Origin of the sequence: Pseudomonas agronomica (assembly GCF_025917275.1) — a bacterium.
Lineage (GTDB): Bacteria > Pseudomonadota > Gammaproteobacteria > Pseudomonadales > Pseudomonadaceae > Aquipseudomonas > Aquipseudomonas agronomica.
Window position 1 is genome coordinate 1 of the sequence record NZ_JAOSHO010000034.1, and the last position, 24,741, is coordinate 24,741.

The following is a 24,741-nucleotide window of genomic DNA, read 5'->3' on the forward strand; positions in this document are numbered from 1 at the left end:
CTGGCGCGCCCGGAGGAACTGCGAGCGGTTGCCGTACGGAGTTCCTTGAGTAACGCATTCCTGATGGCCCACCCTGGGGCCGCAATGCTCCAGGCCGTGCTCGATCGGTTCCGGCTCAATTATGAAATCGTCGACGACACCGCGCGCCTGGCCGATGAGCACAACGTTGCCCTGACCGATGTCAAGGCCATGATCGATCTTGCACAGCAGGCCGCCCCAAAGGTGCTCGGTGCTTTTCACGAGCTGGCCCCGGAAGCGGAAATGGCCGCGGCTTTTCTAGTGGAGGCTGCTGCTACCTACTACAGCGACGGCATTCGCCCTCAGAGTGAGGTGACGATCTATCTGACCGGTCCCAGCGCGATGCGCGAGGCGGTGATGGCTTACCTAAGAGCGCATTTCACGCCTGGCACCGCTGAAAAGTGGCAAGCGGCAGCTGCCATTCAAGACCTCGCTACCGTCAATCGGGCCACCGAGGAGGAGCTGGATCACTCCTGGAAGGAGAACGAGACCGACCTCGGGCAGTGGCTCGAGAATGAAAAAAAACACTGGCAAAAAGGCCGGTTCAAGGCCCGTTATGCGGGTGTGATGGCAGAGCTGCTCAAATACCGCACCCTGCAGTTCGACGAAGGCTGGCCGGTGATCGAGGGCCGCCACGTGTTGTCCACCGACCTGCTGCAACACCTGGCCGATGAGTTGGGTGAGCCCTTCATGCAGGCGATGAATCGCGGCCACAGCGGTGTGGTGGCTTTCGAGAAGGCGATCCCCCTGGGCTTTGATGAGCGTCAGTCGATTCTCACCCAAAGCGCTGGCGTGTTGCCTCCTGCGTCATTGAGCGATCCACAGACGCAACAGTTGTCTACCGCTGAGCTTTTGAACCGGCTCGCCGAAGACCAATTTGACCTCGCTCAGTTGAGTCCCCTGCAACGTCTGACGCTGGCTGCGTTGACGGGTGTCGAGGCGGTGGACAATCGCACTTTCGATGCGGCTCGTCCGAGGTTGGAAAACCTGATCAACACGTTCAGGAAACCTGGAACCGCCGGGGGCTACGCGACAATCGAGCGCGCGTTATATCAGCAGCAGGCACCCGCATTCCTGGCCGGATTCGCCAGTGCGGCAGAGTATCCATCGAAGCATGACGAATCAGCACTGGCATTGAAAAAAGTCGCGCTGCAACAGCCGCTGACACTGCGCCAGTGGGGTGAACATGTGGCGCGGATCCAGCAGGCGGCGAAATTGGAACATCGTGTTCAGATCATCGAGCGCATCGGTGTCGTCCTGGACGGTTTTGAAGCCGGTACGGTCAAGCTCGTGCCCCAGGATCTATTGCTTGATGGCGAGGGTGACCGGGTGGGCGGTCGTTGTTATCCCCTCGCCCTGGCGATGGCGGCAGCTCTGTCGGAGGACAAGGCTGCGGTCAATACTTTGCGAGAGCGATTTTTTCTCGGGGTTATCGAGCCAGAGGCAAGCGATTCGGTGTCTTTCCTGGAACTGATGGAGTCGTTGCGTGACGTGCAGGTGGATGATGTCGGCCGCGCGCTGGCACGTTCGAACTTGGACGAAGTGGCGCGGATGCTGGAGACCAGGACCACCACCGCTACGCTGATGCTCAACTCGGACAATCACGCCATGCTAGTGGCCAAGACGTTTGACGGCGAGCGGGGTACCTATCACTTCTACGATCCGAACTTTGGCGTGTTCGAATTCGAAGACCCGACCGTGTTCAAGCAGGCGCTGGAACAGTTCTTTCTTGAGCAGGACATGGCTCGTTATTACGCCGCGTATGGCGATGCGACGCGTCCGACTTTCGAACTGATCGAATTGGATGGCGCGCGAGTGTCGAACCTGTCATTACCCGGCGCAATGAAGGTCTCGCGACTGCTGAAGCCGGGGGCATTGCCTGGGCAGCCGTCCGTCCCTTTAAAACAGCGAATTGCCAGCGCCCGAGGGCAATCACTCCAGAAAAATCCCCGGCTCGGCAGTTGCCTGTCGGCACTGGATGGCCATTGGTTGGCGCAGCAGATCGATGAGGTGACGACCCACTTGGTGCAGGCGAACACGTTGGCCCCGGATCTTGTGCCGCTGTTCGATACCTTGGAGGTCATGTCGGATGGGTCGTATCAGATGCACATGGTTGATCCCGTCCATCCCGAGCAAGCGATCAAGATAAACACTCGAGACCCCCGGCTCCCGCGGATAAAAAGCTACATCTCGGAGCTGTTTTCGACCTTGGCGAATCGTTTTGCCGTTTCAAGCGATCCCTTGGAAGTGGGCAGCGTCCATACCCTGAATGCCGGTTTTGCCATACAAGCGCTATTGAACGCCCTACGGGGGCGTGAGGACACTGGCCGTCGCCTCAGCTGGGCGGTCCGGCTGCATGCCTATGTCAATTACGCGCAGCTGGTGCATGGCAACGTCGTGGATATCGCGGGGGTGGTGACATTGGTCCGGCAGGCGCTGGTGGAAGAGAAGTTGATCGCCCGTACGGTCGCACCTGTGGTCAAGGCCTCGGTGGGGGTCAGTTTTAACGAGGCGGTAGGAGGGCTGCTGCAGTTGGCGAATGTCGGTTTCGACATTTATCAATTATCCACGGCACAAAACGAAGTTGAACGGACTCAGTTCGGTACTCAACTGGCTTTCGATTCGGCCAGCCTGGCGTTGTCGGTCGGCGCTTATGCTGCCGGCGCCACGACGGTGGGCGCGGTGCTTGGCGGCGCCTCAGTGATACTTGGAGGATTGGCGGTGGGCGTGGCGGCGGTGGCTCAGGGGTTCGCCGTCATTGCCGAAGAGGCCAAGCAGGTCGGGCTGTTTTTCGACGAAGTGGCGAACGCTCATCTTCATGCCTACCAGTTGAATACTGTCCATGGCATCTGGTTGCCGCGCCCCTCGCTGGTCATCCAGACTGTGGACCTGGTCAACGCCGAGCTGGTGGTGGACAGCCCCAAGCTCTATCCGCTGCGTGATCATTTCGGTGTGCCGACGTTTGCTAACTATTACGAGCGGGCGATCGACATCGGTCGGGAGCTGGACCTGCCACGTCAGGTCAGCTTCACGCCGGGCGCCGGCCAGGCCATCATGCTGCCCTGCACGCCGCAAACCTGCTATCGCTATGAATACAAGGCGCTGCCGTTTGCCAATCGACGGCACGATACCGGCTTCGACATCGCACGGCGCCTGGAAAAAAAGAAAGCGGATGGCGGATGGCTGTTTCTGTTCTCTTTCTATTCGTTTCCGAGTGAGTACATTCTTCATCGCCTTTTCAACCCGGACTATCGCCCAACCGCAATTGAAGTATTGCTCGACGAGACCGATCGCTCGCTGGTGGTGCCTGTTCTGCCAGCCAGTTGGCATGGAAAAATCTCTTATCAGATCCGGGGAGCGGGCAAGCGATGCACATTGCTGCTCAATCCGGGGGTGAGCCTGACTCTCGATGCGCCGCAATCGCTGGACTCAACTTGGGTGCTGGACGCCTCATGGGCTCAGCAAAGCGATATCAGGATCGAGCGTCATGGCAGGTTGTTCATCGGCGATGTCCAGGTGGCGTTCACCGGAACGGGACGCCATGACGTCCTGCTGAGGGCCGCCGACCAACGAACGTTCCAAGCGGATCTGGGTTTGGGGGAGCTCAACATCGTCGAAGATACGGTGCCATCGGGCATGGATCGCCAGGCATTGAGGGAGCACCTCAAGACCCTCGCTCGACAGCACCGCCTAGTAATGCCCTATACACCGGTTCACGACTACCAGGTTCCTTTCGAGAAACCGGACGAGCCCCGACACATCACGGCTTGGTACGACGCCCGCGAAGATCGCTTCCTTTGCATTCGCGATGAAATACCGGGTGCCGATGACGCGTTGCTGGGGGCGGTGGCGGGTGGTTATGCCTGGTTCTACGACCCGCAGGATGTGAGGATCTGGCAGGTCGACGCTACCACCGGGTTGTTGATCCGACACTACTGGCTCTGGGCTCCACTGACTGCCACTACGGTTGTCAAAAGCATCGCGGCGGACGCGCAGGGCGTGATCCACGTCGTACAGAAAATGACCCGCCGGGGCGGCGACGCCTGCGAGGCAGCCTATGTCATTCATGAGGGGCAATTGCTGCTCAGTTCAATCACCAAGGATTTGGATACCGGGTTGGAACCGCTTTTGAGCGCCAGCGAATTCCTGGGCGATTGGGCACAAGTGCTTGGCGAAGGTTATGTCTATTCACCTTCCTTCGGCAGCGAAGACACGTTTGATTCCGTTACTTGGCAACCGGCGCCCTTCGTGTCGATCTGCTGGAAGATCGACGACACCTACCGGGACATGGCCTGGATTCGCCGCATCGATCGCCTGATCATCCGTCCCGTGCCAAGACCGAAGCATCACCGCGGCTGGCCCGACTCGATCAAGAACATGACCGACCTGACATTGCTGCCGCTGGCGGAGGAGGACGACATTTTCATGATCTATGACCGAGGCCGAAAGGAATTGTGCCGCAGACAGCGAACCGTGGTGGCGGGCAAGGCACGTTGGTCGACCCGGTGGACGCAGGACGAAAAGCTCCAGGATGTCATCGCTACCGAGGACGGATACGTCATGCTGATGTCTGACGGCGTGTTTTTCAGCCTGACCCGCCAAGGCGTTCCGACGCTCGGCGGGGTAAACGAACATTGGTTCAAGGACCGGGCGCATTGGTGGTCTGCATTGCAGCCATTGGCTCGGCGGTACACGGCTGAACGGTTTGCCGTTGTCGGTCTGAAAAATGCCGAGGGGCACGGAAAATTGTGCGCCTGGTATATCGGTGACAGGCTGCTGGTGGCTGACTTGGGACTGGCAGGTGAAATCCGCCTGCTGAGCGTAACGCCCGATGGCGAAGCCGCCTGGCTGTTCGATGTTTCCAAGGGTGAAGTCTACCGCCAGGCGTTTCTCGATCCGCAGGGATTGGAGGCCGCGTTTGGTCAAGGTTCGCGGTTGCTGCAGGCTGGCGCGATCCCTGTCGCGGAGCGTCAGTGGGGACCTTGGCAGTTTGTCGAGCTGTCAGTCGAAGGGCCTGGGCTGCGAGGCGTCACGTTCGAAGGCATTGTGGTCGCGCTGCTTGCCCATGAGCCGGCACGGATCATCGGCGTCACTCAGGAGTGGGTCGCCCTGCAAGGCGGCCGGGAACACGAGGGGCTTGAACAGTTGGCGACCCAGCCGCTGCGCAGCGCTCTACTGACGGTGGAGGAGCCCGATAGTCTGAAGTGGTTTGTCGCTGAAACGGGGCGCATCGTCCGAGTTCCCAGGACCGCCGTCCCGCAATCCTATGAGGTCTTGGGAACCCAGCGGCAGACCAACGTATTACTTCATGAAAGCGCGAACGGGAAACTGCTGGCTTTTCCAGGGGCGGGACAGATGGGAACGCTCAGTTACGTCCGGCGTGAGGGCGAGGTGCTGGTTGTCGAGGGCCAGGGGACGAAAATTCGCGATCTCCTGCCGCTGATACCAGACGATGTCACGACCCTGGTCCTGCGCATGGGCCAGGAAGCGGTGAGTTACCGTCTCTCCAAGGCAGCCTGGTTTCGTCTCAAATCGGTGATCCTCGACTGCCGCCAGCCACTGGCCGTGGTGTCGGCGATCCCCGGCAAGTTGATCTGGGAGCTCGATGAGCCGGACGAGTTGCTTGTGAGCCATGTCGATGAACACCTGGTGATCATTGATCCGAACAGCGAACACAGTGTGATTCTGCGTGACATATATGCGACGGATTTCAATGCTCGCAGAGAGGTCCTGCTCAATTTTGGTAGGAATCGACAGTACGCGGTCTCGACACTGATCGCGCGCTTGGGCGATTTGCCAAGTGCCCGGGGCGGAACCACGCTCCAGGAGCTGCTGAAGGAACTGTCGCCTGTGGAGGCCAACCTGGTGAGTTGATCACTCGTTGGTCGAGAGGCCCAAAAAAAGGTTGCAGGTTTGCGCCTGCAACCTTGGAAACAGTCGTTCAAGAGCGGTCATTTCGCAACGTAAATCGCCTCATCAGGCTTTCATCCAGTTTCTTTTTCATCATGGCTCTTTTGCTGTCCAGTTCGCTTCTGTCCAGTCTCAGGTAGGCCTTGCGCTGAATGATTCTGGCGGAGCTCTTCTCCCATTCCCAGAACAAAAAACCGTGTTTTTTTATGTGGACATCTAGTTCGAGCTTATACAGGGCGATATTGAGGTTGGCCTGTGAATCGTAGCGCGCTGGGATAATTTGAAAGGATTCGCCCTCTCGGGTTTCTGCATCCAGCGAGAACATGGCCGGGCGATTGATTTTCAATGTGTCCAGCGTGTCGATCATCGCATTGGCCTGCCGAGCGTCGCGCATCGCATGGGCGCTTTCCACCAGGAAATCTGCCACGGAGCCCGAGACGATATGTCTCGTGGATGTATGTATGGACTCTCCATACAACGACCAGCCGAGGAAGACCAGCGTGCGCGCATATTCTTCAAACCAGCCCTCGGCATCGCCGTAGCGATGATGGCCAAGGTCGGCCGATCGGGTCGCGATGTTATTGCAATCGGCAATGTCGTTGTGATCTTGCAGGGTAGGTGTATCGATGTAAGACAGCAAGTTTGGGCCTGTGACGAGGCCGGTTGATGATTGAATATCCATTTGAAGTTACTCGTCCGTTGAGCGGTGGTGTTCCTGTAGAAATACAACAACGCCAACAAACTTCAAGGGCGTGGCTCGTTTGTTTGGCGTCTGGATGTGTTTTGTTTTTTGTTGTGATGGGTGGCGCTACATATGTTGTATCTGGTTTGAGTTGTTGTTCTTTTTGAATGTGTTCTAGATTGTCGTTTGTCCGCAGGAGCGGTCATTTATCTAACTAAGGAAGTTTCATGGATACGTTTGAAAGTGAAATCAGCACCGCGCAAAGTATCGAACTCATCGGCGCGCGTATCAACCGGCGCAAGGCGCAGGTCTCTGTAGGTCGGCGTATGCGCAGGTCCGCCGTACAGGTGATACAGGACAGTCCGACCAAGGACATGGATGCGCTCATGCTGGGTGATGCGTTGGTAGGCTACGGCAATAACATGTCGCTCAATAACATGGCGATCATGGAGAACGTCATGACCATGGCAATCATGGAGGCCAACTATCTGGTGCCTGGCGGGAAAAATACCCATGCGTGGTACATGGAGTTCATTAAGTGCTTGCAGGACCTTGGCTGTTTTGTGGCGGATGACGGTTACTCCCGTTATACCGAGAGCTCCCTGCAGGTGGACATGGACTTGGTGATCAGCGATATCGTCAAGGGGATTATCGATGGCGTGAAAGCCAGTATCCCGGCGGCGACGGTGCTGGGTAGTGTGGTCAATACCACGATTGATGGCTTGAAGCAGGACAAGGAAACCCTCGGCCTGTTTGGCATCCAGGCCAAGTCTGCTGACGGCGCACGTTTATCCGTCATTCCTTGCGAACAACTGTCCAACGGCATCCTGATCGCGTCTTCCAGTTCGATAAAACAGACCGGTTCTTCGAACAACGGTGGTGTTCTTTTTGTGAACTGGCGCTCTTCGGCGCGAGAAATTTTCCGGGGCAAGTCGTTCGTGACTTTCAACCCGGCGCGCTATGAAGACTTCAGACAGGACATCGAAGAGTACTTGGGCGCACATCGCCGGGAGGTACTGAGCAAGCGTTTCAGCCGTCGCAAACGAGGCTGAGCCGTCACTGCACCAAGTAGCCTCTGACGCCGGTAAAGATGATCTGGGCCGCCAGGGCACAGACAAACAGCCCCATCAAGCGGCTGACAATCTGCAAGCCCTGGTCGCCGAGAATCCGCTCGATGCGGCTGGACAGGTACAGCACCACCCCCACGGTGAAGCTGGCCAGGGCGATGCTGATGATGGCCATGAGTTTGTCGTCCCAGTGTGGCTGGCTCACACCCATTACCAGCAGAGCGCCGATGGTGCCGGGGCCGACGGTCAACGGGATGGTCAGCGGGACGATGGTCACGTCCTGCTGGACATTGTCGGTCTGTACCGCCGACTTGCCTTGGGCCATGCCCAGCGCCGAGATGAACAATACGCTGCCGGCGCCGATCCGGAACGCATCCACGGTGATGCCGAACACGCTGAAAATCACCCGCCCGAACAGATACAGCAGCACGCTGGAGACCAGCGTCGCCGTCGCGACTTTCCAGGCGAGGCGACGTTGTTCTTTGCGTGAATAGCCACGCGTCAGGCCGATAAAACACGACAGGACGAAGAAGGGGCTGTAGAGCACCAACATTTTCAGGTAAACGCTGAACAGCACGTGAAGCATGGTCGAGGGCTCGGGACGGAGGAAGACGACCGGAGTCTATCAGGCGTTTTGGCGTCTGTCGGCTCAGGACGTATGCGCTGTACGGTTCTGCTGGTCGCGCTGGGCCACCCAATGCTCGATCAACTCGCGCAGTTGCGACAATTCGACCGGCTTGGCCATATGCCCGTCCATTCCTGCCTGGCGTGCGCGCTCCTTGTGTTCGGCCAGGATGTGCGCCGTGAGCGCCACCACAGGCGTGCGGGTCCGCTGGTTGCCAACCTCCCAGGCGCGTAACTGCTGGGTAGCGGAGAAGCCATCGAGAACCGGCATTTCGCAATCCATCAGGACCAGGTCGTAGCGTTGTTCCTTCATGGCCTTGAGGGCTTCTTCGCCATTGCTGGCAGTGTCGGGCTGCAGGTTGAGTTTGCCGAGCATGCCGCGGATGACCTTGGTGGAAATGGTGTTGTCCTCAGCCACCAGGATGCGGAAGTCACTGGGCACTTTCGCCGGTATGGGCGGGCCTGGATTGGCTGGGGCGTTTGGCGCCTGGCCCTTGTTGCGCTGGTTGAGTTCGTCCGCCAGGGTGGTCTTCAGCGTATAGCCCGCCACCGGTTTGGCGAGGATGCGCTTGACGCCGCTGTTGCGCGCCACGATCTTGCTTGGGGCATTGCTGATACCGGTCAGCATGATCAACAGGATGTCGTGGTTCAGGCTCGGGTCTTCCTTGATCTTGGCTGCCAGTTGCGTGCCGGTCATGCCGGGCATGTTCTGGTCCAGCAGCACCACGTCGAAATAGTCCCGCAGGTGAGCTTTGGTGCGCAGCAGCGCCAGGGCTTCCTTGCCCGACGGGACGGCGCTGACATTCAGGCCCCAGGCGCTGCATTGCTGGACCAGCACCTTGCGGCAGGTGTCGTTGTCATCCACCACCAACACCCGCGCACCTTGCAGCGGGCCGTCGAGGTCGGAAGTCGGGTGTTCAAGGCGATCCGGGTCCAGCGGCAAGGTCAGCCATAGGGTGCTGCCCTGGCTGCTACCACTCTTGATGCCGAATTCGCCGTGCATCAGCATGATCAGCTGGCGGGCGATGACCAGGCCCAGATTGCCACCCAGGCGGGTGGCCGACAGGAAATTCTTGCTGTGCAGCTCTGCATGCATCAGCGTATCGCGCTCCTCGGCGTCCATGGGCGACCCGCTGTCCTGCACGGCGATGCGCAGGCGTGGCTGGTTGCTGCGTTCATCGAGGGCCACGACGATCAATACTTCGCCTTCATCGGTTTTTTTCAGGGCATGTTCCAGCAGGCTCAGCAGTGCCTGGCGCAGCCTCGTTGGATCACCGCTGATCACCCGCGGCACCTGGGGCTGGATGAAACTGATCAGCTCGACATTCTGCTGTTCTGCCTTGGCGCGGAAGATACTCAGGCAATCCTCGATCAATGCGTTGAGGTCGAACTGCACGTCATCCAGTTCTATCTGGCCGGATTCGAGGCGGGAAATGTCGAGGATTTCGTTGATCAGGGTAAGCAATTCATTGCCGGCGCTGTGGATCGTCTGTACGTAGTCACGCTGCTTGACCGACAACGGCGTGCCCAGCAGCAGTTCGGTCATGCCCAGCACACCGTTCATCGGGGTGCGAATCTCATGGCTGATCTTCGCCAGGAATTCGGCTTTGGCGTTGATTTCCGCGTTGCTTGCCGCGAGATCGCGGCTGAGACTGAAGCGGTTTTCGTTGATTGACCGCTGTCGTTCACCCAAGGCGACGCTCATCAGCAGACCACTGACGCAGATGAATACCAGCAATGTAACGATCAACCCTTGGGGCGCGACCTCCGTCAGCCCTTGCAGGGCGGGGAGAATGATCAACGTGCCCAGGTTGAACACCACCATGGCGGCGACAAACAGCCGTGCCGGGCGGTAGCCCTTCTGCCAATGCCAGGCGCTGACGAACAGCATGCTCAGGCCGGCCAAGGCCACCAATGCGTAGGTCATGATGTTGAGGGGCAGCGTGTTGACGAACAGGAGCAACAGGCTGCAGAGCATGATAAAGACGATTTCGCCCAGCAGCAGCCGGTTCAGCGGGTGCGGCCCCAGCGGCGCGAAATAGCGATAGGCGAACATCAAGCCGCAGGGCGCTGTCAGCAACAGGGCCAGGTAGGCACCCGGTGTCTGGATCGCCGGCCAGTCCGGCAGCCAGGCGCCTGCCAGGTTCAGCAGCAGTATCAGGCTGAGCATCAGGAGCCCTTCGCAGGCTGCCAGCCATAGGCAACTGCGTGAGCGGGTGTAGGCGTAGCGGGTGAGGTTGTGCAGGATCAGCATCGCGATACAGCCGAACAGCAACCCATAAACCAGGGTCTGGTTCTGGTTGGCGGCTGCCATCACCGCCGGCTGCAGTGAGACGAACGGGCGCAATTCGTATCGGGATGCCAAACGCAGGTAGACATCGAGTGTTTTATCGCTGCTTGGCAGCGCCAGCATGAAGTCGCTGCTGGGCACGGGCTGTTCGGCGCTCGTCACGGCATTGCCGCTGATCTGCTGGTCGACCAGGGTGTCGCCGTCCAGCACATAGAGATTCAGGCGTGAGAGGTCCGGCGCGAAGATGCGCAGTATCTGTTCGTGCTTGTCGGGTGCCAGCCGAAAGCGCAGCCACAACGCTCCGCCAGGCTCGGCTGCCTTGAGGTGGTCGAGGTCGATGGGGCTGAATTGATTGGTGTAGCGGGCAGAGCGAATGTCGCTCAGTTTCAGATCGCCCTGTTCGTCGAGCAATACCGCCCAGCCACTGCCTGGCGCGGCTTGGGCCGGGAACACGCAGAGCAGCGTCAGCAGGGTAACGGTCAAGCCTATGGCAATCCTGAGCCAGCGCACGGCGAAATCCCTTCGTAGGTTGATGCCAGATTATAACTATGCGCGGCGCCTGAGCAGACAGGCAAGGGCCATGAACCCTTGCCCGGCTGAATGGCCAGGTTATTACAGGTTTTCGCCACGCTCGCGGGCAATGGCGCGATAGCCAATGTCCTTGCGATAGAAACAGCCTTCCCATTCAATCTGCGCGGCCAGCTTGTAGGCCTGCTCTTGGGCGGCACCGACACTGTGGCCCATGGCTGTGGCGCACAACACGCGCCCGCCCGCAGTAACCACTTGGCCATCCTTCAATGCCGTACCCGCGTGGAACACCTTGCCTTCCAATTGTGCCGAGGCTTCCAGGCCCTTGATCACACTGCCCTTGGCGTAGTCGCCAGGGTAACCACCGGCGGCCAATACAACACCGACGCTCGGACGCGGGTCCCATTGGGCTTCAACCTTATCCAGCGCCTGGGCCAGGGCGGCTTCCACCAGCAGCACCAGGCTCGATTGCAGGCGCAGCATGACCGGCTGGGTCTCAGGATCGCCGAAACGGCAGTTGAATTCGATGACTTTTGGGTTACCAGCCTTGTCGATCATCAGGCCCGCATAGAGGAAACCGGTATAAACGTTGCCTTCCTCGGCCATGCCACGCACGGTTGGCCAGATCACCAGGTCCATGACCCGCTGGTGCACATCGGCGGTGACCACTGGCGCAGGGGAGTAGGCACCCATGCCGCCCGTGTTCGGACCGCTGTCGCCGTCGCCGACGCGCTTGTGGTCCTGGCTGGTGGCCATCGGCAAGACGTTCTTGCCATCGACCATGACGATGAAGCTGGCTTCTTCGCCATCGAGGAATTCTTCGATCACGACGCGGGAACCGGCATCACCGAAGGCATTGCCGGCCAACATGTCGCGTACGGCGTCCTCGGCTTCGGCCAGGGTCATGGCCACGATTACGCCTTTACCGGCGGCCAGGCCGTCGGCCTTGATCACGATCGGTGCGCCTTTTTCGCGCAGGTACGCCAGGGCCGGTTCGATTTCGGTGAAGTTCTGGTAGTCGGCGGTCGGGATCTTGTGGCGTGCCAGGAAATCCTTGGTGAAGGCCTTGGAACCTTCCAACTGGGCTGCGCCGGCGGTCGGGCCGAAGCAATCCAGGCCGCGGGAGCGGAACAGGTCGACGACGCCGGCAACCAGCGGTACTTCCGGACCAACGATGGTCAGCGAGACGTTTTTCTCGGCGAAATCAGCCAGCTGTTCCAAGGCCAATACGTCGATGGCGACGTTTTCACACTTGGCTTCGATGGCGGTGCCGGCATTGCCCGGTGCGACAAACACTTTTTGCACACGCGGATCCTGAGCCACTTTCCAGGCCAGGGCGTGTTCGCGGCCACCGCTGCCAATGATCAAAACATTCATTTCAAAAACCTCAAAACTGTGGGAGGCGCTGCAATCCCCTGTAGGAGCTGCGGAGTGAAACGAGGCTGCGATCTTTTGATCTGGCTGTAAAAGCAAAAGCAAAGATCGCAGCCTCGTTTCACTCCGCAGCTCCTACAAGGGGAGCGGTGTATCAGTGACGGAAGTGGCGCATGCCGGTGAATACCATGGCGATGCCGGCTTCATCAGCCGCAGCAATCACTTCAGCATCACGCATCGAACCACCCGGTTGGATTACCGCAGTGATACCCACCTTGGCCGCATTGTCGATGCCATCACGGAACGGGAAGAACGCATCGGAAGCCATGACCGCGCCCTGTACCTGCAAGCCGGCATGTTCAGCCTTGATCGCGGCGATGCGGGCCGAGTTCACGCGGCTCATCTGGCCAGCGCCGACGCCGATGGTCTGGCGGTTCTTGGCGTAGACGATGGCGTTGGACTTGACGTACTTGGCGACTTTCCAGGCGAAGATCAGGTCGTTGATTTCCTGCTCGCTCGGGGCGCGCTGGGTCACGACCTTGAGGTCTGCGCTGCCGATCATGCCGATGTCGCGGCTCTGGACCAGCAGGCCGCCGTTGACGCGCTTGTAGTCCCAGGCCGGCGCACGATCGGTCGACCATTGGCCGCAGGCCAGCAGCCGTACGTTGGCCTTGGCGGCGACGATTGCGCGGGCTTCTTCGCTGACGGATGGGGCGATGATCACTTCGACGAACTGGCGCTCGACGATGGCCTTGGCGGTCTCGGCGTCCAGCTCACGGTTGAAGGCGATGATGCCGCCGAAGGCCGACTCGGTGTCGGTGGCGTAGGCCAGTTCGTAGGCCTGGCGGATGCCGCCCTCGGCATCGGGGCTTACGGCCACGCCGCACGGGTTGGCGTGCTTGACGATCACGCAGGCCGGCTTGACGAAGCTCTTCACGCATTCCAGCGCGGCATCGGTGTCGGCCACGTTGTTGAACGACAATTCCTTGCCTTGCAGTTGCGTGGCGGTGGCGATGCCGACTTCGGCAGGCTTGGCTTCCACGTAGAACGCCGCGCTCTGGTGCGGGTTCTCGCCGTACCGCATTTCCTGGGCCTTGACGAATTGGGTGTTGAAGGTGCGCGGGAATTCGCTGCGGCCTTCGGTGCCCAGGGTGTCGGCCGCCTGGTTCACGGTGCCCATGTAGTTGGCGATCATGCCGTCATAGGCGGCGGTGTGTTCGAAGGCCTTGAGCATCAGGTCGAAACGCTGGGCGTAGGTCAGGCCACCGGCCTTGAGGTTTTCCAGGACGCTGGCGTAGTCGCTGGCGTTGACCACAATGGCCACGTCCTTGTGGTTCTTGGCTGCCGAGCGGACCATGGTCGGACCGCCGATGTCGATGTTCTCGATGGCGGTCGGCAGGTCGCAGCCGGGCTTGTTGATAGTGGCTTCGAACGGGTAGAGGTTGACCGCCACCAGGTCGATCGGCTTGATGCCATGCTCGTTCATGATGGCGTCATCGATGCCACGACGGCCCAGGATCCCACCGTGGATTTTCGGGTGCAGGGTCTTGACTCGACCGTCCATCATTTCCGCGAAACCGGTGTAGTCCGCGACTTCCACTGCGGCGACGCCGTTGTCTTGCAGCAACTTGAAGGTCCCGCCGGTAGAGAGGATCTCGACGCCCAGCTGTTGCAGCTCGCGGGCGAATTCAAGGATCCCGGTCTTGTCGGAGACGCTGATCAAGGCGCGGCGGATCGGCAGGCGGGTGGTCTGGTCGGTCATTTCAAGTTCCATCAAAAGCAAGGGAAGTCAGCAAAAAAGGCGACCGTTTTTTACGCGGGCGCCTTTCTGGTTTGATTGAATGCTTACAGCAGATCGTACTGCTTGAGTTTCTTGCGCAGGGTGCCGCGGTTCAGGCCCAGCAGCTCACTGGCCTTGGTCTGGTTGCCCTTGACGTAGTTCATTACGCTTTCGAGAAGAGGCGCCTCGACTTCGGAAAGCACCAGGTTGTACACATCCGTGACGGCAGCGCCCTCAAGGTGGGCGAAATAATTGTGCAGCGCCTTCTCGACACTCCCGCGAAGGGTCTGGCCTTCTTCGCTGGGCGTGTTGAGGTGCTGTTTCAAATTCACGTTGTCGCTCACGGGTGTTATTCCACTCACTAAAGTCTCGGTCATCATCGTCATGCGGCCACCCCTTCGTCCCCTGTCAGGCTCTTGTAACGTTCGGCGAAGAACGCCTGAACGTCGGCGCATTGTGCTTGCGTACCATCCAAACGATTGAAACGGGCGCGAAACTCCCTGGCGCCCGGCAGGGTTGCGAGATACCAGCCCACATGCTTGCGAGCGATGCGTACGCCCATGACTTCTCCGTAGAAGGCATGCAGCGCGGCCAGATGCTCTAGCAGAATACGTTCCACCTCGGACAACAACGGCGCAGCGAGCTTTTCGCCGGTGCGCAGATAGTGCTCGATTTCACGAAAAATCCATGGCCGCCCCTGGGCGGCCCGACCGATCAACAGGCCATCGGCACCGGTCGCATCCAGCACGTACCGGGCCTTCTCGGGCGAGTCGACGTCGCCGTTGGCAAAGACCGGAATCGACACCGCCTGCTTGATCGCGGCGATGGTGTCGTACTCGGCCTCGCCGGTGTACAGGTCGGCACGGGTGCGGCCATGGACCGCCAGCGCCGTAATGCCTGCCTGTTCGGCAATCTTCGCCACCGTCAGGCCGTTCTTGTTCTCCCGGTCCCACCCGGTGCGGATCTTGAGAGTCACCGGTACATCGACTGCGGCGACAACCGCCTGCAGGATCTCGGTGACCAGGGCTTCGTCCTTCAACAGTGCCGAGCCTGCGGCCTTGTTGCAGACCTTCTTCGCCGGGCAGCCCATGTTGATGTCGATAATCTGCGCCCCCAGCTCTACGTTGGCCCGGGCCGCCTCCGCCAGCATCTGTGCATCACCCCCGGCGATCTGCACCGAGCGCGGCTCGGGATCACCTTCGTGGATCATGCGCAGACGCGACTTGCGGGTATTCCACAAACTCATGTCGCTGGTGACCATTTCCGACACCACGAGACCGGCGCCCAATCGTTTGCATAACTGACGAAAGGGCTGGTCGGTGACGCCCGCCATGGGGGCGAGGACCAGACCGTTCTGCAATGTATATGGGCCGATGCGTACCGCCGACATAGGACTTCCCTGAAGTGGGGCCGGATCATGAGACTTCGAAAAAGGGTTGGCATGATACCCGCTCTCGATGACTGGATAAAGGTCGAATTGGATAAAATCTGAACAGCTATTTTGTTATCGCCAGCGGTTTGGTCCGGGTGGGGTGAGTCAGAAAGCTGCCGTCAATCGACTGCCCCTGGCGCGTCTCATTCAGGCGAATGGAAGCTCAGGCTGTAGTTCACCGCTTTCGGACCAGGGTCCAGGATGTCCAGCGCGATATGGATCGGTGTCTGCGGTGGCATCTCCCCCAGGCCTTCAAGGTCGCCGCCCAGGTATTCGCCGGGCTTGAAGCGCCGGCTGGCGATCAGGTGGCCGTTGAGGTCGGCGAAGCGCAGTTCCAGCAGCGGGAAGGGCTGGGAGAAGGGCGCGCGGTTGTAGATGATCGCATCGACGATCAGCGCACCGCTGAATTCCGGATGGCTGCGCACCACCAGGTTGCTGCTCTTGATCTTGGCGATGTCGACCTTGGATGGCACGTCGCAGCCAATGGTCGGACAGATTTGCAGGAACCACGGGCGATACTGGTCCTGGCGGGCCAGTTCGTCGAAGTGGTAGGCAATGTACTGGCCGGCCAGGGCTGCGGCACCCAGCAGTATCAATAGGCTCCAGAGCAGGCGTCGGCCCCAAGGCGAACGGCGCTTGCGCCAATCCAGTTGTAGTGGGTCGTCGTCCAGGTCCTGAAGGGCTTCGGCGCGTATGCCGGGCTCCTGGCGCTCGCGTTTCCTGGATGACGCTGCCAGTGGCTCCGGTTCATCGTCCAGGTCATCAGTGGCTGAAAGGCGTTCGAGATGTTCGTGAGGCTCGTCATCCGGCGCGAGGCTTAGCACGGCGACAGGCGTATCGTCCGGCTCCAGCGGTTCAAGGGCCAGGGACAAAGACGGTTCGGTGCGCGGCGGCCGCGCGGGCTCGTGGGGCTCGAACGGCTCGACAGGCGACTGGATCTCGGCTTCGGCGCGTTCGACGGGGGATTCGCTGTACAGGCTGTCGACCCAAGGCTCCTGCTCGTTCGAGGGGTGCTCGCGCTGGGCACTCAGGTTGTCTTCCCGGCGCCGTCCGAAAGTGTCCGGGGCGCGTTTGTCACGCCTTTCCAGGCGAGCCAGTTCCTTGTCCAGGTCGTCGAGATCCAGCTCGGCGGCTGTCCATTGTTTCTGGCTGATGGCACGAGGCGGTGCGTCGGCGGCAGGCTTGGGGGGCGGAGCCAGGGGGAGGGCGCCGTTATTGCCGGTACGTTGCTCCAGCAGTTGCCGCGCGGCATTGAACACTTGCAGGCACGAGCCACAGCGAACCACCCCGCGGGCCACGCTCAATTGAGCATGGCTGACGCGAAAACTGGTGTGGCAATGCGGGCACTGGGTGACGAAGCTGTCGGTCATGCGGCAATCCGGCTGATACAGGCGGCCATTCTAGCGCCGACGTCCGGTGATGCGCACCCAGCCATCACGATTGGCGATCGGGTCCAGGTCGAAATCCGCAGCATAAGCGGCGGCGACTTCTTCGCCCTGTTCGGCGAGGATGCCCGACAACGCCAAGCGTCCGCCCGGCTTGACCAGGCTCGACAGCTGCGGCGCCAGGGACACCAGCGGGCCAGCAAGGATGTTGGCCACCAGCACATCGGCCTGGACTTGCGGCAAGTCCTGCGGCAGGTACAGCGGGAACGATTCGTCGGGGATATTGTTGCGCCCGGCATTGTCCCGGGAGGCTTCCAGGGCCTGGACGTCGATGTCGGTGCCGACCGCTTCCTTGGCGCCCAGCAGCAGCGCGGCGATCGCCAGGATTCCCGAGCCGCAGCCGAAGTCGAGCACATTGCAATCCTTCAGGTTCTGGCCGTCGAGCCATTCCAGGCACAGCGCGGTGGTGGGGTGTGTGCCGGTGCCGAATGCCAGGCCAGGGTCCAGCAGCAGGTTTACCGCGTCAGGCTCCGGCGCGGCATGCCAGCTCGGCACGATCCACAAGCGCTGGCCGAAACGCATCGGCTGGAAATTGTCCATCCAGCTGCGTTCCCAGTCCTGGTCTTCGATCACTTCGCTTTGATGCTCGGGCAACGGGCTGCCGGTCAGCAGCTCCAGGTGGGCGAGCACGCTGGCCGCCTCGGTGCCGCCTTCAAACAACGCCAGCAAGTGGGTGTGGGACCACAGTGGGGTGGTATTGAGCTCAGGCTCGAAGATCGGCTGGTCTTCGGCGTCCATGAAAGTCACCGACACGGCACCGACTTCAAGGAACGCATCTTCGTAGGTTTCGGCTTGTTCCGGGCTGATTGCCAGACGTACTTGCAGCCAAGGCATGGCGGGCACCTTTGAAAAAATCGACAGGGGGCAGCGCGCAGCTGCAAAGGCGCGCAGTGTACGCCAGGTCGCTATCAAAGTGGATAAGCGAGTCCAGGCCGGTCCGGTTGGTGTTTCGATATATATATGTATGGCATCGGCGTGTTGCAGGCCGGATAAGGTGCGCGTCCACACAACAGGGAGGAATGTGTATGGACAATACGGCCGAATGGCAACGAAACAGGGATGGCATGGGGGCGGTATCGTCCTCACAAGAGGCCACTGCCCAAGCGGTTCTGGAAAAGCTGGCGCGTTGGCAAGCTGTTATCGGCGCCCGACTGCAAGCGCAGATGACCCTGCTTGAAGTGCTGGAGGAGTTCCTGCTGGTCCAACTGCGCACTCATTATTATCAAGGTAACGTAGACGTTCACTTTCTCGGCACTTTGCTCGATACCGCGTTGCTCCGGATGAGCGGCCAGGCATTCGAGGTTTATGACGCGCAGCGAGATGCACCCTACCGCTGGCCCGGGGGAGCTGATTTGAGTTTTCCGGCCGAGCGCAGGGACGTCATCACCCAGGCAGTGGAAGGCACGGCCTTCAGCTTTATCAACCACTACGAGGACTATCTGCGACGGCATTGGAAACTGTCGGAGGACGATGCCTCGCTCCAAGATGTACTTCACGAAAAACTTGAAGGCCATATTGCGGCAGTCACCGCGATTTTCCAGCCAGATCGCCTGGCTGGGCGAGACGTGGACGAACTGCGCGAAGCGATTGAAGCGCTGGAAGACGCGTGGCGTCATATGGGGCAACTGAGCGCGCTGGCAACCCGCCAGGAGCGTCACGAATTGGCGGCGCTGGCGAGCCAGCAGATACCTGATTGGTTGCGCGGGCTGGGTGAAGCTGACCGTAAACGGCTGGAAGACCTGCAAGAGGAGGCCCTGCAAGCACAGGCGCTGGTCGACGAACAGCTCGACGGCTTGGGCTCGCTGAAAGATTTTGCCCGAAACCTGGCCAAGGACTATGTCAGGCGTGAGTTGGACATGGAGATCGAGCCGGATGGCGTTCGTGTGAAATTACAGTGGCGAACCATAATGGGGCAGCCAATGCGAACCTACAGCCTGAGCGAACTGGTGGTTGGGGGGGCGGTCAGACCGGACGCGATAACGGTGGTCCTGGTTGAAAACGGCACCATGCTCCGCAACGAGCCCATTTCATCCCCATTCATGACGCAACTGTTGGCGAACGTGGATGCCCCGGCCGAATATCTTCCTGCACTCTCGACCCGATATCGCCGGGCGGACCTCAAGGACGCCATGTTCGATTGGTTTTTGGCGCGATTGCAGCACAGCGCGTTTGTCGCGCGGTGTGCCGGCCGGATGACGATGGTCAGCCATGACCGTCTTGGCACTGCGTGGAGCAGTGAATCCTCGGAGCAAGTCATCGGTGGGCTGCGAGTCTCCAATGTCGAGCTGCCTGACAGGTCCGGATGTGCGGACTTGCTGTTGTTCTACTGTGAAGATCCGCAGGAGGGCGTCACCGACGTGTTGCTGTACGCCCCCGGCAAACCGGATGGCCAGGAGTGGATTTCCTTGCCTTCGCTGCGTGCCGTGAGTGCGGAGATTGGCGGGTGGGCCGCTAGCGAAGCCGGCCGTGAATATTTGTTGCAGCAAATTGCTCCAGGCGATCGAATCCGGGCTCGGGAGTATCTCGTCAATGTCGTGCAGAAACCGACGTCGTGGGACTTGAGCAGGGATCCCCGAGGGGCGGCAAGCGGTTTCAAGGCCTGTCTTGAACAGGCTGTGCTAACAGGGCTGAGCAATAACCTGACGCAGGTGGAAATGAGCGAGTCGCCTCGCTGGTACTCAAGGCTGTCGCTTGATTCGCGCAGGACCATCAGTGGCTTGAGCCAAGAGCTTCTGGTCCATCAGCTGGTTTTCGGTGAGCAACTTGCCGGATATGAAGTCTTTCTGGATTTCGCCAAACGTACCGTCACGCAAGCCATTGCGCCTTATATGCGCAGCAAGGACGTGGACGGATCGGTGGATCCTTCGACGGTTCTCATCGAGTATTACCCAGGGCTGGCAGGCGACAAAAAGGTCGCCAGCCTGCTGGAACTCGCCATTTATGGCTACGACGACAACGCGGGAATCGACAACCCCGCAAGGGGCGTCCGCTCCACGGTTGGACAGGACTTGGGGCAGGTTCGCAGTGCCGATCTGGCGCGCTACGTTCGAAGCGCCTATCTGGGGGAGCGGTACGCCAGGGAGGTTCGCAGCAGGTTCCTGGATGCCAATGATCCCGCGTATCCGAGGCGTCGCGATGTTTACCGCTTCATGTCGCTGGCCAGGATGGAACGCGACCTGCGTATCGCCTACGGCCAGTCGGCGTTAAGCGTCGATGCGTTTCGCTGGCTGACCCGGCAAGTCACATTATTGGGTGACAGGAGGTCCGCTAGCGGTCTCACGTCTCCATCGGCTGTTGTGGCGCGAGAGGGGGTGCACAGGCTCACCGTCAATGGTCATGTGGTCCTGGGCGTCTATCTCTTTACTTATTTCGACCCGAAGGGCGTCTACTGGCTGTACACGCCCGATGCTCCGGACGGCCTATTGTTTCGCAACTACGGAGCGTTTCGTGGAGGCACCGCAGCGCAACTGCATGACTACATCCTGGAGCGAGTGGCACTGACCGCGCGTGCCTCAGTGGCGCGCTCGCTACTGGCCTTGTCGGCCGACGCTTCGCCGGTCGATACGTTGCGTGAGTTCAATCGGGTGGTGGATATCGGCGCCGAGTTCGACGCTTTTATCGAGCGCGCTATTACCGATGTGGAGGACATCACCACCAGTCGTGCCGAGGTCATCAAGCACCAGGTCGTCAAGGGGCTGCTCTTTGCGGCTGCGCCCGTGTGCATGATCTACCCGCCCTTTGCCGTGCTTCTGGACATTGCCTTTATCGGCGTCAGCGCGTCGCAGGCAATCGAGGCGCATGCGCGGGGCGATACGCAGGAGGCGCTCGAGCATTGGCTGGTCGCGTCCTGGGGATCGCTGTTCGCCGTGCTTGGGGCGGCCAGCGTGGTTGCACTGCTTGGGCGGTCGGCAATGAACCTGAAACTCATGCTCAGGCCGCTGTCGTTGTCGGCGCAGCGCTTGAGGAAGGCGACACCGGTCGCAGCCAAGGAAACCGGGCCGCTGATCCGGCCCATACGCTTGAAGGCAAGACAGGCGGTTACGACAGTCCCTGAAAATTTGCGGCCCATGGCTGACGAAGGCATTTTCTCCGGCACCTACCACAGCCCGCCCAGCGCCTCGCAACCGCAAGCGACTTATTATATTCGCAGCCAAGGGCGCTATTTCCAGGTGAAGCAAGACCCCTACTTCGGCGGGGTGTGCCTGGTGGACGCGAGCCGTCCCGGCGCGTTGTACAAGTTACCCATCCGTAGGCTGGCGAATGGAAAGTGGGCGCATGATGCCGTTGGTTTGAGGGGCGGTAATGTCACTGTCCGCAATCTGGGGCACGTGAGAGATTTAAGGGAGGCGTTTCCAGGGCACGTTACCCCTGACGTGACAAGGGGAGCCATGCAGGGCGAGGCCGTAGTAGCAAGGTTCAGTGAGGCGACTGCGGACCATTATCTATTTTCCTTGAACGCGCAGACTTGCGTGGTCGCGTCGATGTACAACCCGGTCACCCGGATGGGATCGGTCGTTCATTTTGATCACAACATTCGAAAGCTCATCGAGCGCGGTATCAAGGCCGTTATGTCGCGCCTGGGAGGACCGGCGAAGGATATCAGGGTGACGTTGGTGGGTGGGGACTGGCTGACGGGCGCGGACATTGGTGAGCTGGTCAGGCAAGTGATGAGGCGTCAAGGCCTCCAACCGACCTGGGATTACTGGTCGTATTCTTCCTGCTTTGGTAATACCTATGGTGTCTCACTGGATTTGCGCAGTGGCCTGACAACGGTATTCAAGACCTCACAGAGCCAGGTCGAACGCTTTTACGTTCCCGTACTGGCCAGGGCGAAAAAAGGCGCTGACCCGGTGTCGGTGCGAGCGAGTAAGTTCATGACCCGTGTGCGCAGCGAGCCGCTGGTGGTCAATGTCAATGGTGCCATTCGTACCCGCGAAGGCAGGCCGGCGAATGCGGCGCAACTCGCGTTGAACGAGTTCTCCATCGTTGTGTTGAGCTGATCCTGGGTTCTGGGACACAAGCAAAAAAAGACCCCGGGCCAAACGGACCGGGGTCTTTTTACATCACTGCGGCATCAATGCTGGTTACCCAGCTTGTGCTCCAGGTAATGGATGTTGACACCACCCTTGCAGAAGCCTTCGTCGCGGACAAGGTCGCGGTGCAGCGGGATGTTGGTCTTGATCCCGTCTACCACGATTTCGTCCAGCGCATTGCGCATGCGCGCCATGGCTTCGTCACGGGTCGCCCCGTAGGTGATCAGCTTGCCGATCAACGAGTCGTAGTTCGGCGGAACCGCATAACCGCTGTACAGGTGCGAATCGACGCGAACGCCGTTGCCGCCTGGGGCATGGAAATGCTTGACCGTGCCTGGGCTTGGCATGAAGGTCTTCGGGTCTTCGGCGTTGATCCGGCACTCCAGCGAGTGACCGCGGATGACCACGTCATCCTGGGTGAACGACAGCTTGTTGCCGGCGGCGATGCTGAGCATTTCCTTGACGATGTCGATACCGGTGACCATCTCCGAAACCGGGTGCTCCACCTGAACACGGGTGTTCATTTCGATGAAGTAAAAACGACCGTTTTCGTACAGGAACTCGAAGGTGCCTGCGCCACGGTAGCCGATGTCGATGCAAGCCTTGACGCAACGCGCCAGGACTTCCTCGCGAGCCTGCTCGTCGATGCCCGGTGCCGGCGCTTCTTCGAGGACCTTCTGGTGACGGCGTTGCAGCGAGCAATCGCGGTCGCCCAGGTGGATGGCATGGCCTTGACCGTCGGACAGGACCTGGACTTCGACGTGACGTGGGTTGGTCAGGAATTTTTCCAGGTAGACCATCGGGTTGCCGAACGCCGCGCCTGCTTCGGAGCGGGTCAGTTTTGCCGAGGAAATCAGGTCTTCTTCCTTGTGCACCACACGCATGCCGCGACCACCGCCGCCGCCAGCGGCCTTGATGATCACCGGATAACCGACTTCACGACCGATGCGCAAAGCAGTTTCTTCGTCTTCAGGCAGCGGACCGTCGGAACCCGGAACGGTCGGCACGCCGGCAGCGATCATGGCGTGCTTGGCCGAAACCTTGTCGCCCATCAGGCGGATGGTGTCGGCTTTCGGACCAATGAAGGCGAAGCCGGAGTTTTCCACCTGTTCGGCGAAGTCGGCGTTTTCCGCCAGGAAACCGTAGCCAGGGTGAATGGCAGTGGCGCCGGTCACTTCGGCGGCGGCGATGATCGCCGGGATGTGCAGGTAAGAGTGCGCAGCCGACGCCGGACCGATGCAGACGGATTCGTCCGCCAGGCCCAGGTGCATCAGTTCTTTGTCGGCCTTGGAGTAAACGGCGACGGTCTTGATGCCCATCTCTTTGCAGGCACGCAGAATCCGCAGGGCGATCTCACCGCGGTTAGCGATCAGAACTTTTTCCAACTTCGCAGTCATCAAAGGCTCTCCGCGGTTCAAACGATGGTGAACAGCGGTTGGTCGTACTCAACCGGCTGGCCGTCTTCAACGAGGATGGATTCGATCACACCGCTGGTTTCAGCTTCGATGTGGTTCATCATCTTCATGGCTTCGACGATGCACAGGGTGTCGCCTTTCTTCACGGTCTGGCCCACTTCAACGAAGGACGGCGAGGATGGGGAAGACTTGCGGTAGAACGTGCCCACCATTGGCGAACGGGCCACGGTGCCGTTCAGCGTTGGCGCCGCAGGTGCGGCTGGCGCTGCAGCGGCAACTGGCGCGGCGGCCGGAGCAGGAGCGGCAGCCGGAGCCTGCATCGGGGCCGGTGCGTAGAACTGCTGGGCTGGGGTCTTGCTGTGGCGGCTGATGCGTACGGACTCTTCGCCTTCCTTGATCTCGAGCTCGTCGATGCCGGACTCTTCCAGCAATTCGATCAATTTCTTAACTTTACGGATATCCATGAATCATCAACTCCCAAGGGTCGGTCAGGGGCGTTTAACGCTTGTTGTTCAAGCTGTTGCCTGTTTTTCAAGCTGCTCTAGAGCGGCCTCCAGGGCCAGTCGGTAACCGCTGGCGCCAAGGCCGCAGATCACTCCCACCGCTACATCCGAGAAGTAGGAGTGATGGCGGAAAGGTTCGCGCTTGTGCACGTTGGACAAATGCACTTCGATGAATGGGATGCTCACCGCCAGCAGCGCGTCACGTAATGCGACACTTGTATGTGTAAAAGCTGCTGGATTGATCAAAATGAAATCCACGCCTTCTCCACGCGCGGCATGGATGCGGTCGATCAGCTCATATTCGGCGTTGCTTTGCAGGTAGAGCAAATGGTGGCCGGCCTGGCGGGCCCGCTGCTCCAGGTCCTGGTTTATCTGGGCCAGTGTCACCGCGCCGTAGACGCCCGGTTCGCGGGTGCCGAGCAGGTTCAGGTTGGGTCCGTGCAGGACTAAAAGGGTTGCCATCTGCTGTTCCTTGTTATCCGTGAGCAGGTGTCAGAACCCGGAGACTATGCCGCAAAGCCTTAATGACTGTCCAGTTCTCGGCAATAGCCAGCACGTTGACCGATGTTTGCGCGAAATTTATGACCGAGGTTTATCATCCGGTCATCCGGTTGAAAGCCGAACTCCTGTAGGAGCGAGC

At 60.0% G+C, this 24,741-nt stretch carries 15 protein-coding genes; 3 read left to right on the forward strand and 12 right to left on the reverse strand.

Annotation, left to right across the window (positions count from 1 at the left end):
- Entirely contained in the window at positions 1–5,892 is a 5,892-nt protein-coding gene (locus OC610_RS05225; RefSeq protein WP_264426868.1) for a TcdA/TcdB pore-forming domain-containing protein, read from the forward strand.
- Between the two features lie 67 nt (positions 5,893–5,959).
- Here OC610_RS05225 and OC610_RS05230 read toward each other — a convergent pair whose 3' ends face one another.
- A complete protein-coding gene (locus tag OC610_RS05230; RefSeq protein WP_264426869.1) occupies positions 5,960–6,610 on the reverse strand; it encodes a hypothetical protein in 651 nt (216 codons plus the stop codon).
- 227 nt (positions 6,611–6,837) lie between these two features.
- Between OC610_RS05230 and OC610_RS05235 the strand changes: the two genes are divergently transcribed.
- A complete protein-coding gene (locus OC610_RS05235; protein ID WP_264426871.1) occupies positions 6,838–7,662 on the forward strand; it encodes a hypothetical protein in 825 nt (274 codons plus the stop codon).
- Positions 7,663–7,666: 4 nt separating this feature from the next.
- Here OC610_RS05235 and OC610_RS05240 read toward each other — a convergent pair whose 3' ends face one another.
- From OC610_RS05240 to prmA, 8 genes are all read right to left on the reverse strand, one after another.
- Positions 7,667–8,263 carry a MarC family protein gene (locus tag OC610_RS05240; protein ID WP_181287315.1) on the reverse strand — a complete coding sequence of 199 codons (597 nt, stop codon included), beginning with the start codon at positions 8,261–8,263 and terminating at the stop codon, positions 7,667–7,669.
- Between the two features lie 63 nt (positions 8,264–8,326).
- On the reverse strand, positions 8,327–11,101 hold the full coding sequence (locus OC610_RS05245) for a hybrid sensor histidine kinase/response regulator (RefSeq protein WP_264426873.1): 2,775 nt from the start codon (positions 11,099–11,101) through the stop codon (positions 8,327–8,329).
- 102 nt (positions 11,102–11,203) lie between these two features.
- On the reverse strand, positions 11,204–12,496 hold the full coding sequence (gene purD, locus OC610_RS05250) for a phosphoribosylamine--glycine ligase (protein ID WP_264426874.1): 1,293 nt from the start codon (positions 12,494–12,496) through the stop codon (positions 11,204–11,206).
- A 151-nt stretch (positions 12,497–12,647) separates the two neighbouring features.
- Entirely contained in the window at positions 12,648–14,255 is a 1,608-nt protein-coding gene (gene purH / locus OC610_RS05255) for a bifunctional phosphoribosylaminoimidazolecarboxamide formyltransferase/IMP cyclohydrolase (RefSeq protein WP_264426875.1), read from the reverse strand.
- Positions 14,256–14,338: 83 nt separating this feature from the next.
- Positions 14,339–14,659: a DNA-binding transcriptional regulator Fis gene (gene fis, locus OC610_RS05260; RefSeq protein WP_025211617.1), complete on the reverse strand. Its 321-nt coding sequence runs from the start codon at positions 14,657–14,659 to the stop codon at positions 14,339–14,341.
- The gene (gene dusB, locus OC610_RS05265; protein ID WP_264426876.1) at positions 14,656–15,663 is read right to left on the reverse strand and encodes a tRNA dihydrouridine synthase DusB; all 1,008 of its coding nucleotides are present in this window, start codon (positions 15,661–15,663) and stop codon (positions 14,656–14,658) included. The genes fis and dusB overlap by 4 nt, the downstream gene beginning before the upstream one ends.
- A 185-nt stretch (positions 15,664–15,848) precedes the next feature.
- A complete protein-coding gene (locus OC610_RS05270; protein WP_264426877.1) occupies positions 15,849–17,075 on the reverse strand; it encodes a DUF3426 domain-containing protein in 1,227 nt (408 codons plus the stop codon).
- A 30-nt stretch (positions 17,076–17,105) separates the two neighbouring features.
- On the reverse strand, positions 17,106–17,984 hold the full coding sequence (gene prmA / locus OC610_RS05275; RefSeq protein ID WP_264426878.1) for a 50S ribosomal protein L11 methyltransferase: 879 nt from the start codon (positions 17,982–17,984) through the stop codon (positions 17,106–17,108).
- Positions 17,985–18,175: 191 nt separating this feature from the next.
- Between prmA and OC610_RS05280 the strand changes: the two genes are divergently transcribed.
- Positions 18,176–22,150 (forward strand): dermonecrotic toxin domain-containing protein, encoded by a 3,975-nt coding sequence (locus OC610_RS05280; RefSeq protein WP_264426879.1) that lies wholly within the window; start codon positions 18,176–18,178, stop codon positions 22,148–22,150.
- Positions 22,151–22,224: 74 nt separating this feature from the next.
- On the opposite strand, the gene accC is transcribed toward OC610_RS05280, so the two are convergent.
- The 3 genes from accC to aroQ are packed head-to-tail and all read right to left on the reverse strand — an operon-like array spanning position 22,225 to position 24,563.
- Positions 22,225–23,580, reverse strand: a complete 1,356-nt coding sequence (accC, locus tag OC610_RS05285; protein WP_018605713.1) for an acetyl-CoA carboxylase biotin carboxylase subunit — start codon at positions 23,578–23,580, stop codon at positions 22,225–22,227.
- Between the two features lie 17 nt (positions 23,581–23,597).
- Positions 23,598–24,062, reverse strand: coding sequence for an acetyl-CoA carboxylase biotin carboxyl carrier protein (gene accB / locus OC610_RS05290; protein ID WP_053118072.1), 465 nt, complete (start codon positions 24,060–24,062; stop codon positions 23,598–23,600).
- Positions 24,063–24,110: 48 nt separating this feature from the next.
- Positions 24,111–24,563, reverse strand: a complete 453-nt coding sequence (aroQ, locus tag OC610_RS05295) for a type II 3-dehydroquinate dehydratase (RefSeq protein WP_264426880.1) — start codon at positions 24,561–24,563, stop codon at positions 24,111–24,113.
- Positions 24,564–24,741: the final 178 nt, after the last annotated feature.

Excerpts from the sequence above, each read along its gene's own strand:
- OC610_RS05230 (WP_264426869.1), bottom strand. The coding sequence starts at position 6,610 with ATGGATATTCAATCATCAACCGGCCTCGTCACAGGCCCAAACTTGCTG.
- OC610_RS05235 (WP_264426871.1), top strand. The coding sequence starts at position 6,838 with ATGGATACGTTTGAAAGTGAAATCAGCACCGCGCAAAGTATCGAACTC.
- OC610_RS05240 (WP_181287315.1), bottom strand. The coding sequence starts at position 8,263 with ATGCTTCACGTGCTGTTCAGCGTTTACCTGAAAATGTTGGTGCTCTAC.
- purD (WP_264426874.1), bottom strand. The coding sequence starts at position 12,496 with ATGAATGTTTTGATCATTGGCAGCGGTGGCCGCGAACACGCCCTGGCC.
- purH (WP_264426875.1), bottom strand. The coding sequence starts at position 14,255 with ATGACCGACCAGACCACCCGCCTGCCGATCCGCCGCGCCTTGATCAGC.
- fis (WP_025211617.1), bottom strand. The coding sequence starts at position 14,659 with ATGACGATGATGACCGAGACTTTAGTGAGTGGAATAACACCCGTGAGC.
- dusB (WP_264426876.1), bottom strand. The coding sequence starts at position 15,663 with ATGTCGGCGGTACGCATCGGCCCATATACATTGCAGAACGGTCTGGTC.
- OC610_RS05270 (WP_264426877.1), bottom strand. The coding sequence starts at position 17,075 with ATGACCGACAGCTTCGTCACCCAGTGCCCGCATTGCCACACCAGTTTT.
- prmA (WP_264426878.1), bottom strand. The coding sequence starts at position 17,984 with ATGCCTTGGCTGCAAGTACGTCTGGCAATCAGCCCGGAACAAGCCGAA.
- OC610_RS05280 (WP_264426879.1), top strand. The coding sequence starts at position 18,176 with ATGGACAATACGGCCGAATGGCAACGAAACAGGGATGGCATGGGGGCG.
- accC (WP_018605713.1), bottom strand. The coding sequence starts at position 23,580 with ATGACTGCGAAGTTGGAAAAAGTTCTGATCGCTAACCGCGGTGAGATC.
- accB (WP_053118072.1), bottom strand. The coding sequence starts at position 24,062 with ATGGATATCCGTAAAGTTAAGAAATTGATCGAATTGCTGGAAGAGTCC.
- aroQ (WP_264426880.1), bottom strand. The coding sequence starts at position 24,563 with ATGGCAACCCTTTTAGTCCTGCACGGACCCAACCTGAACCTGCTCGGC.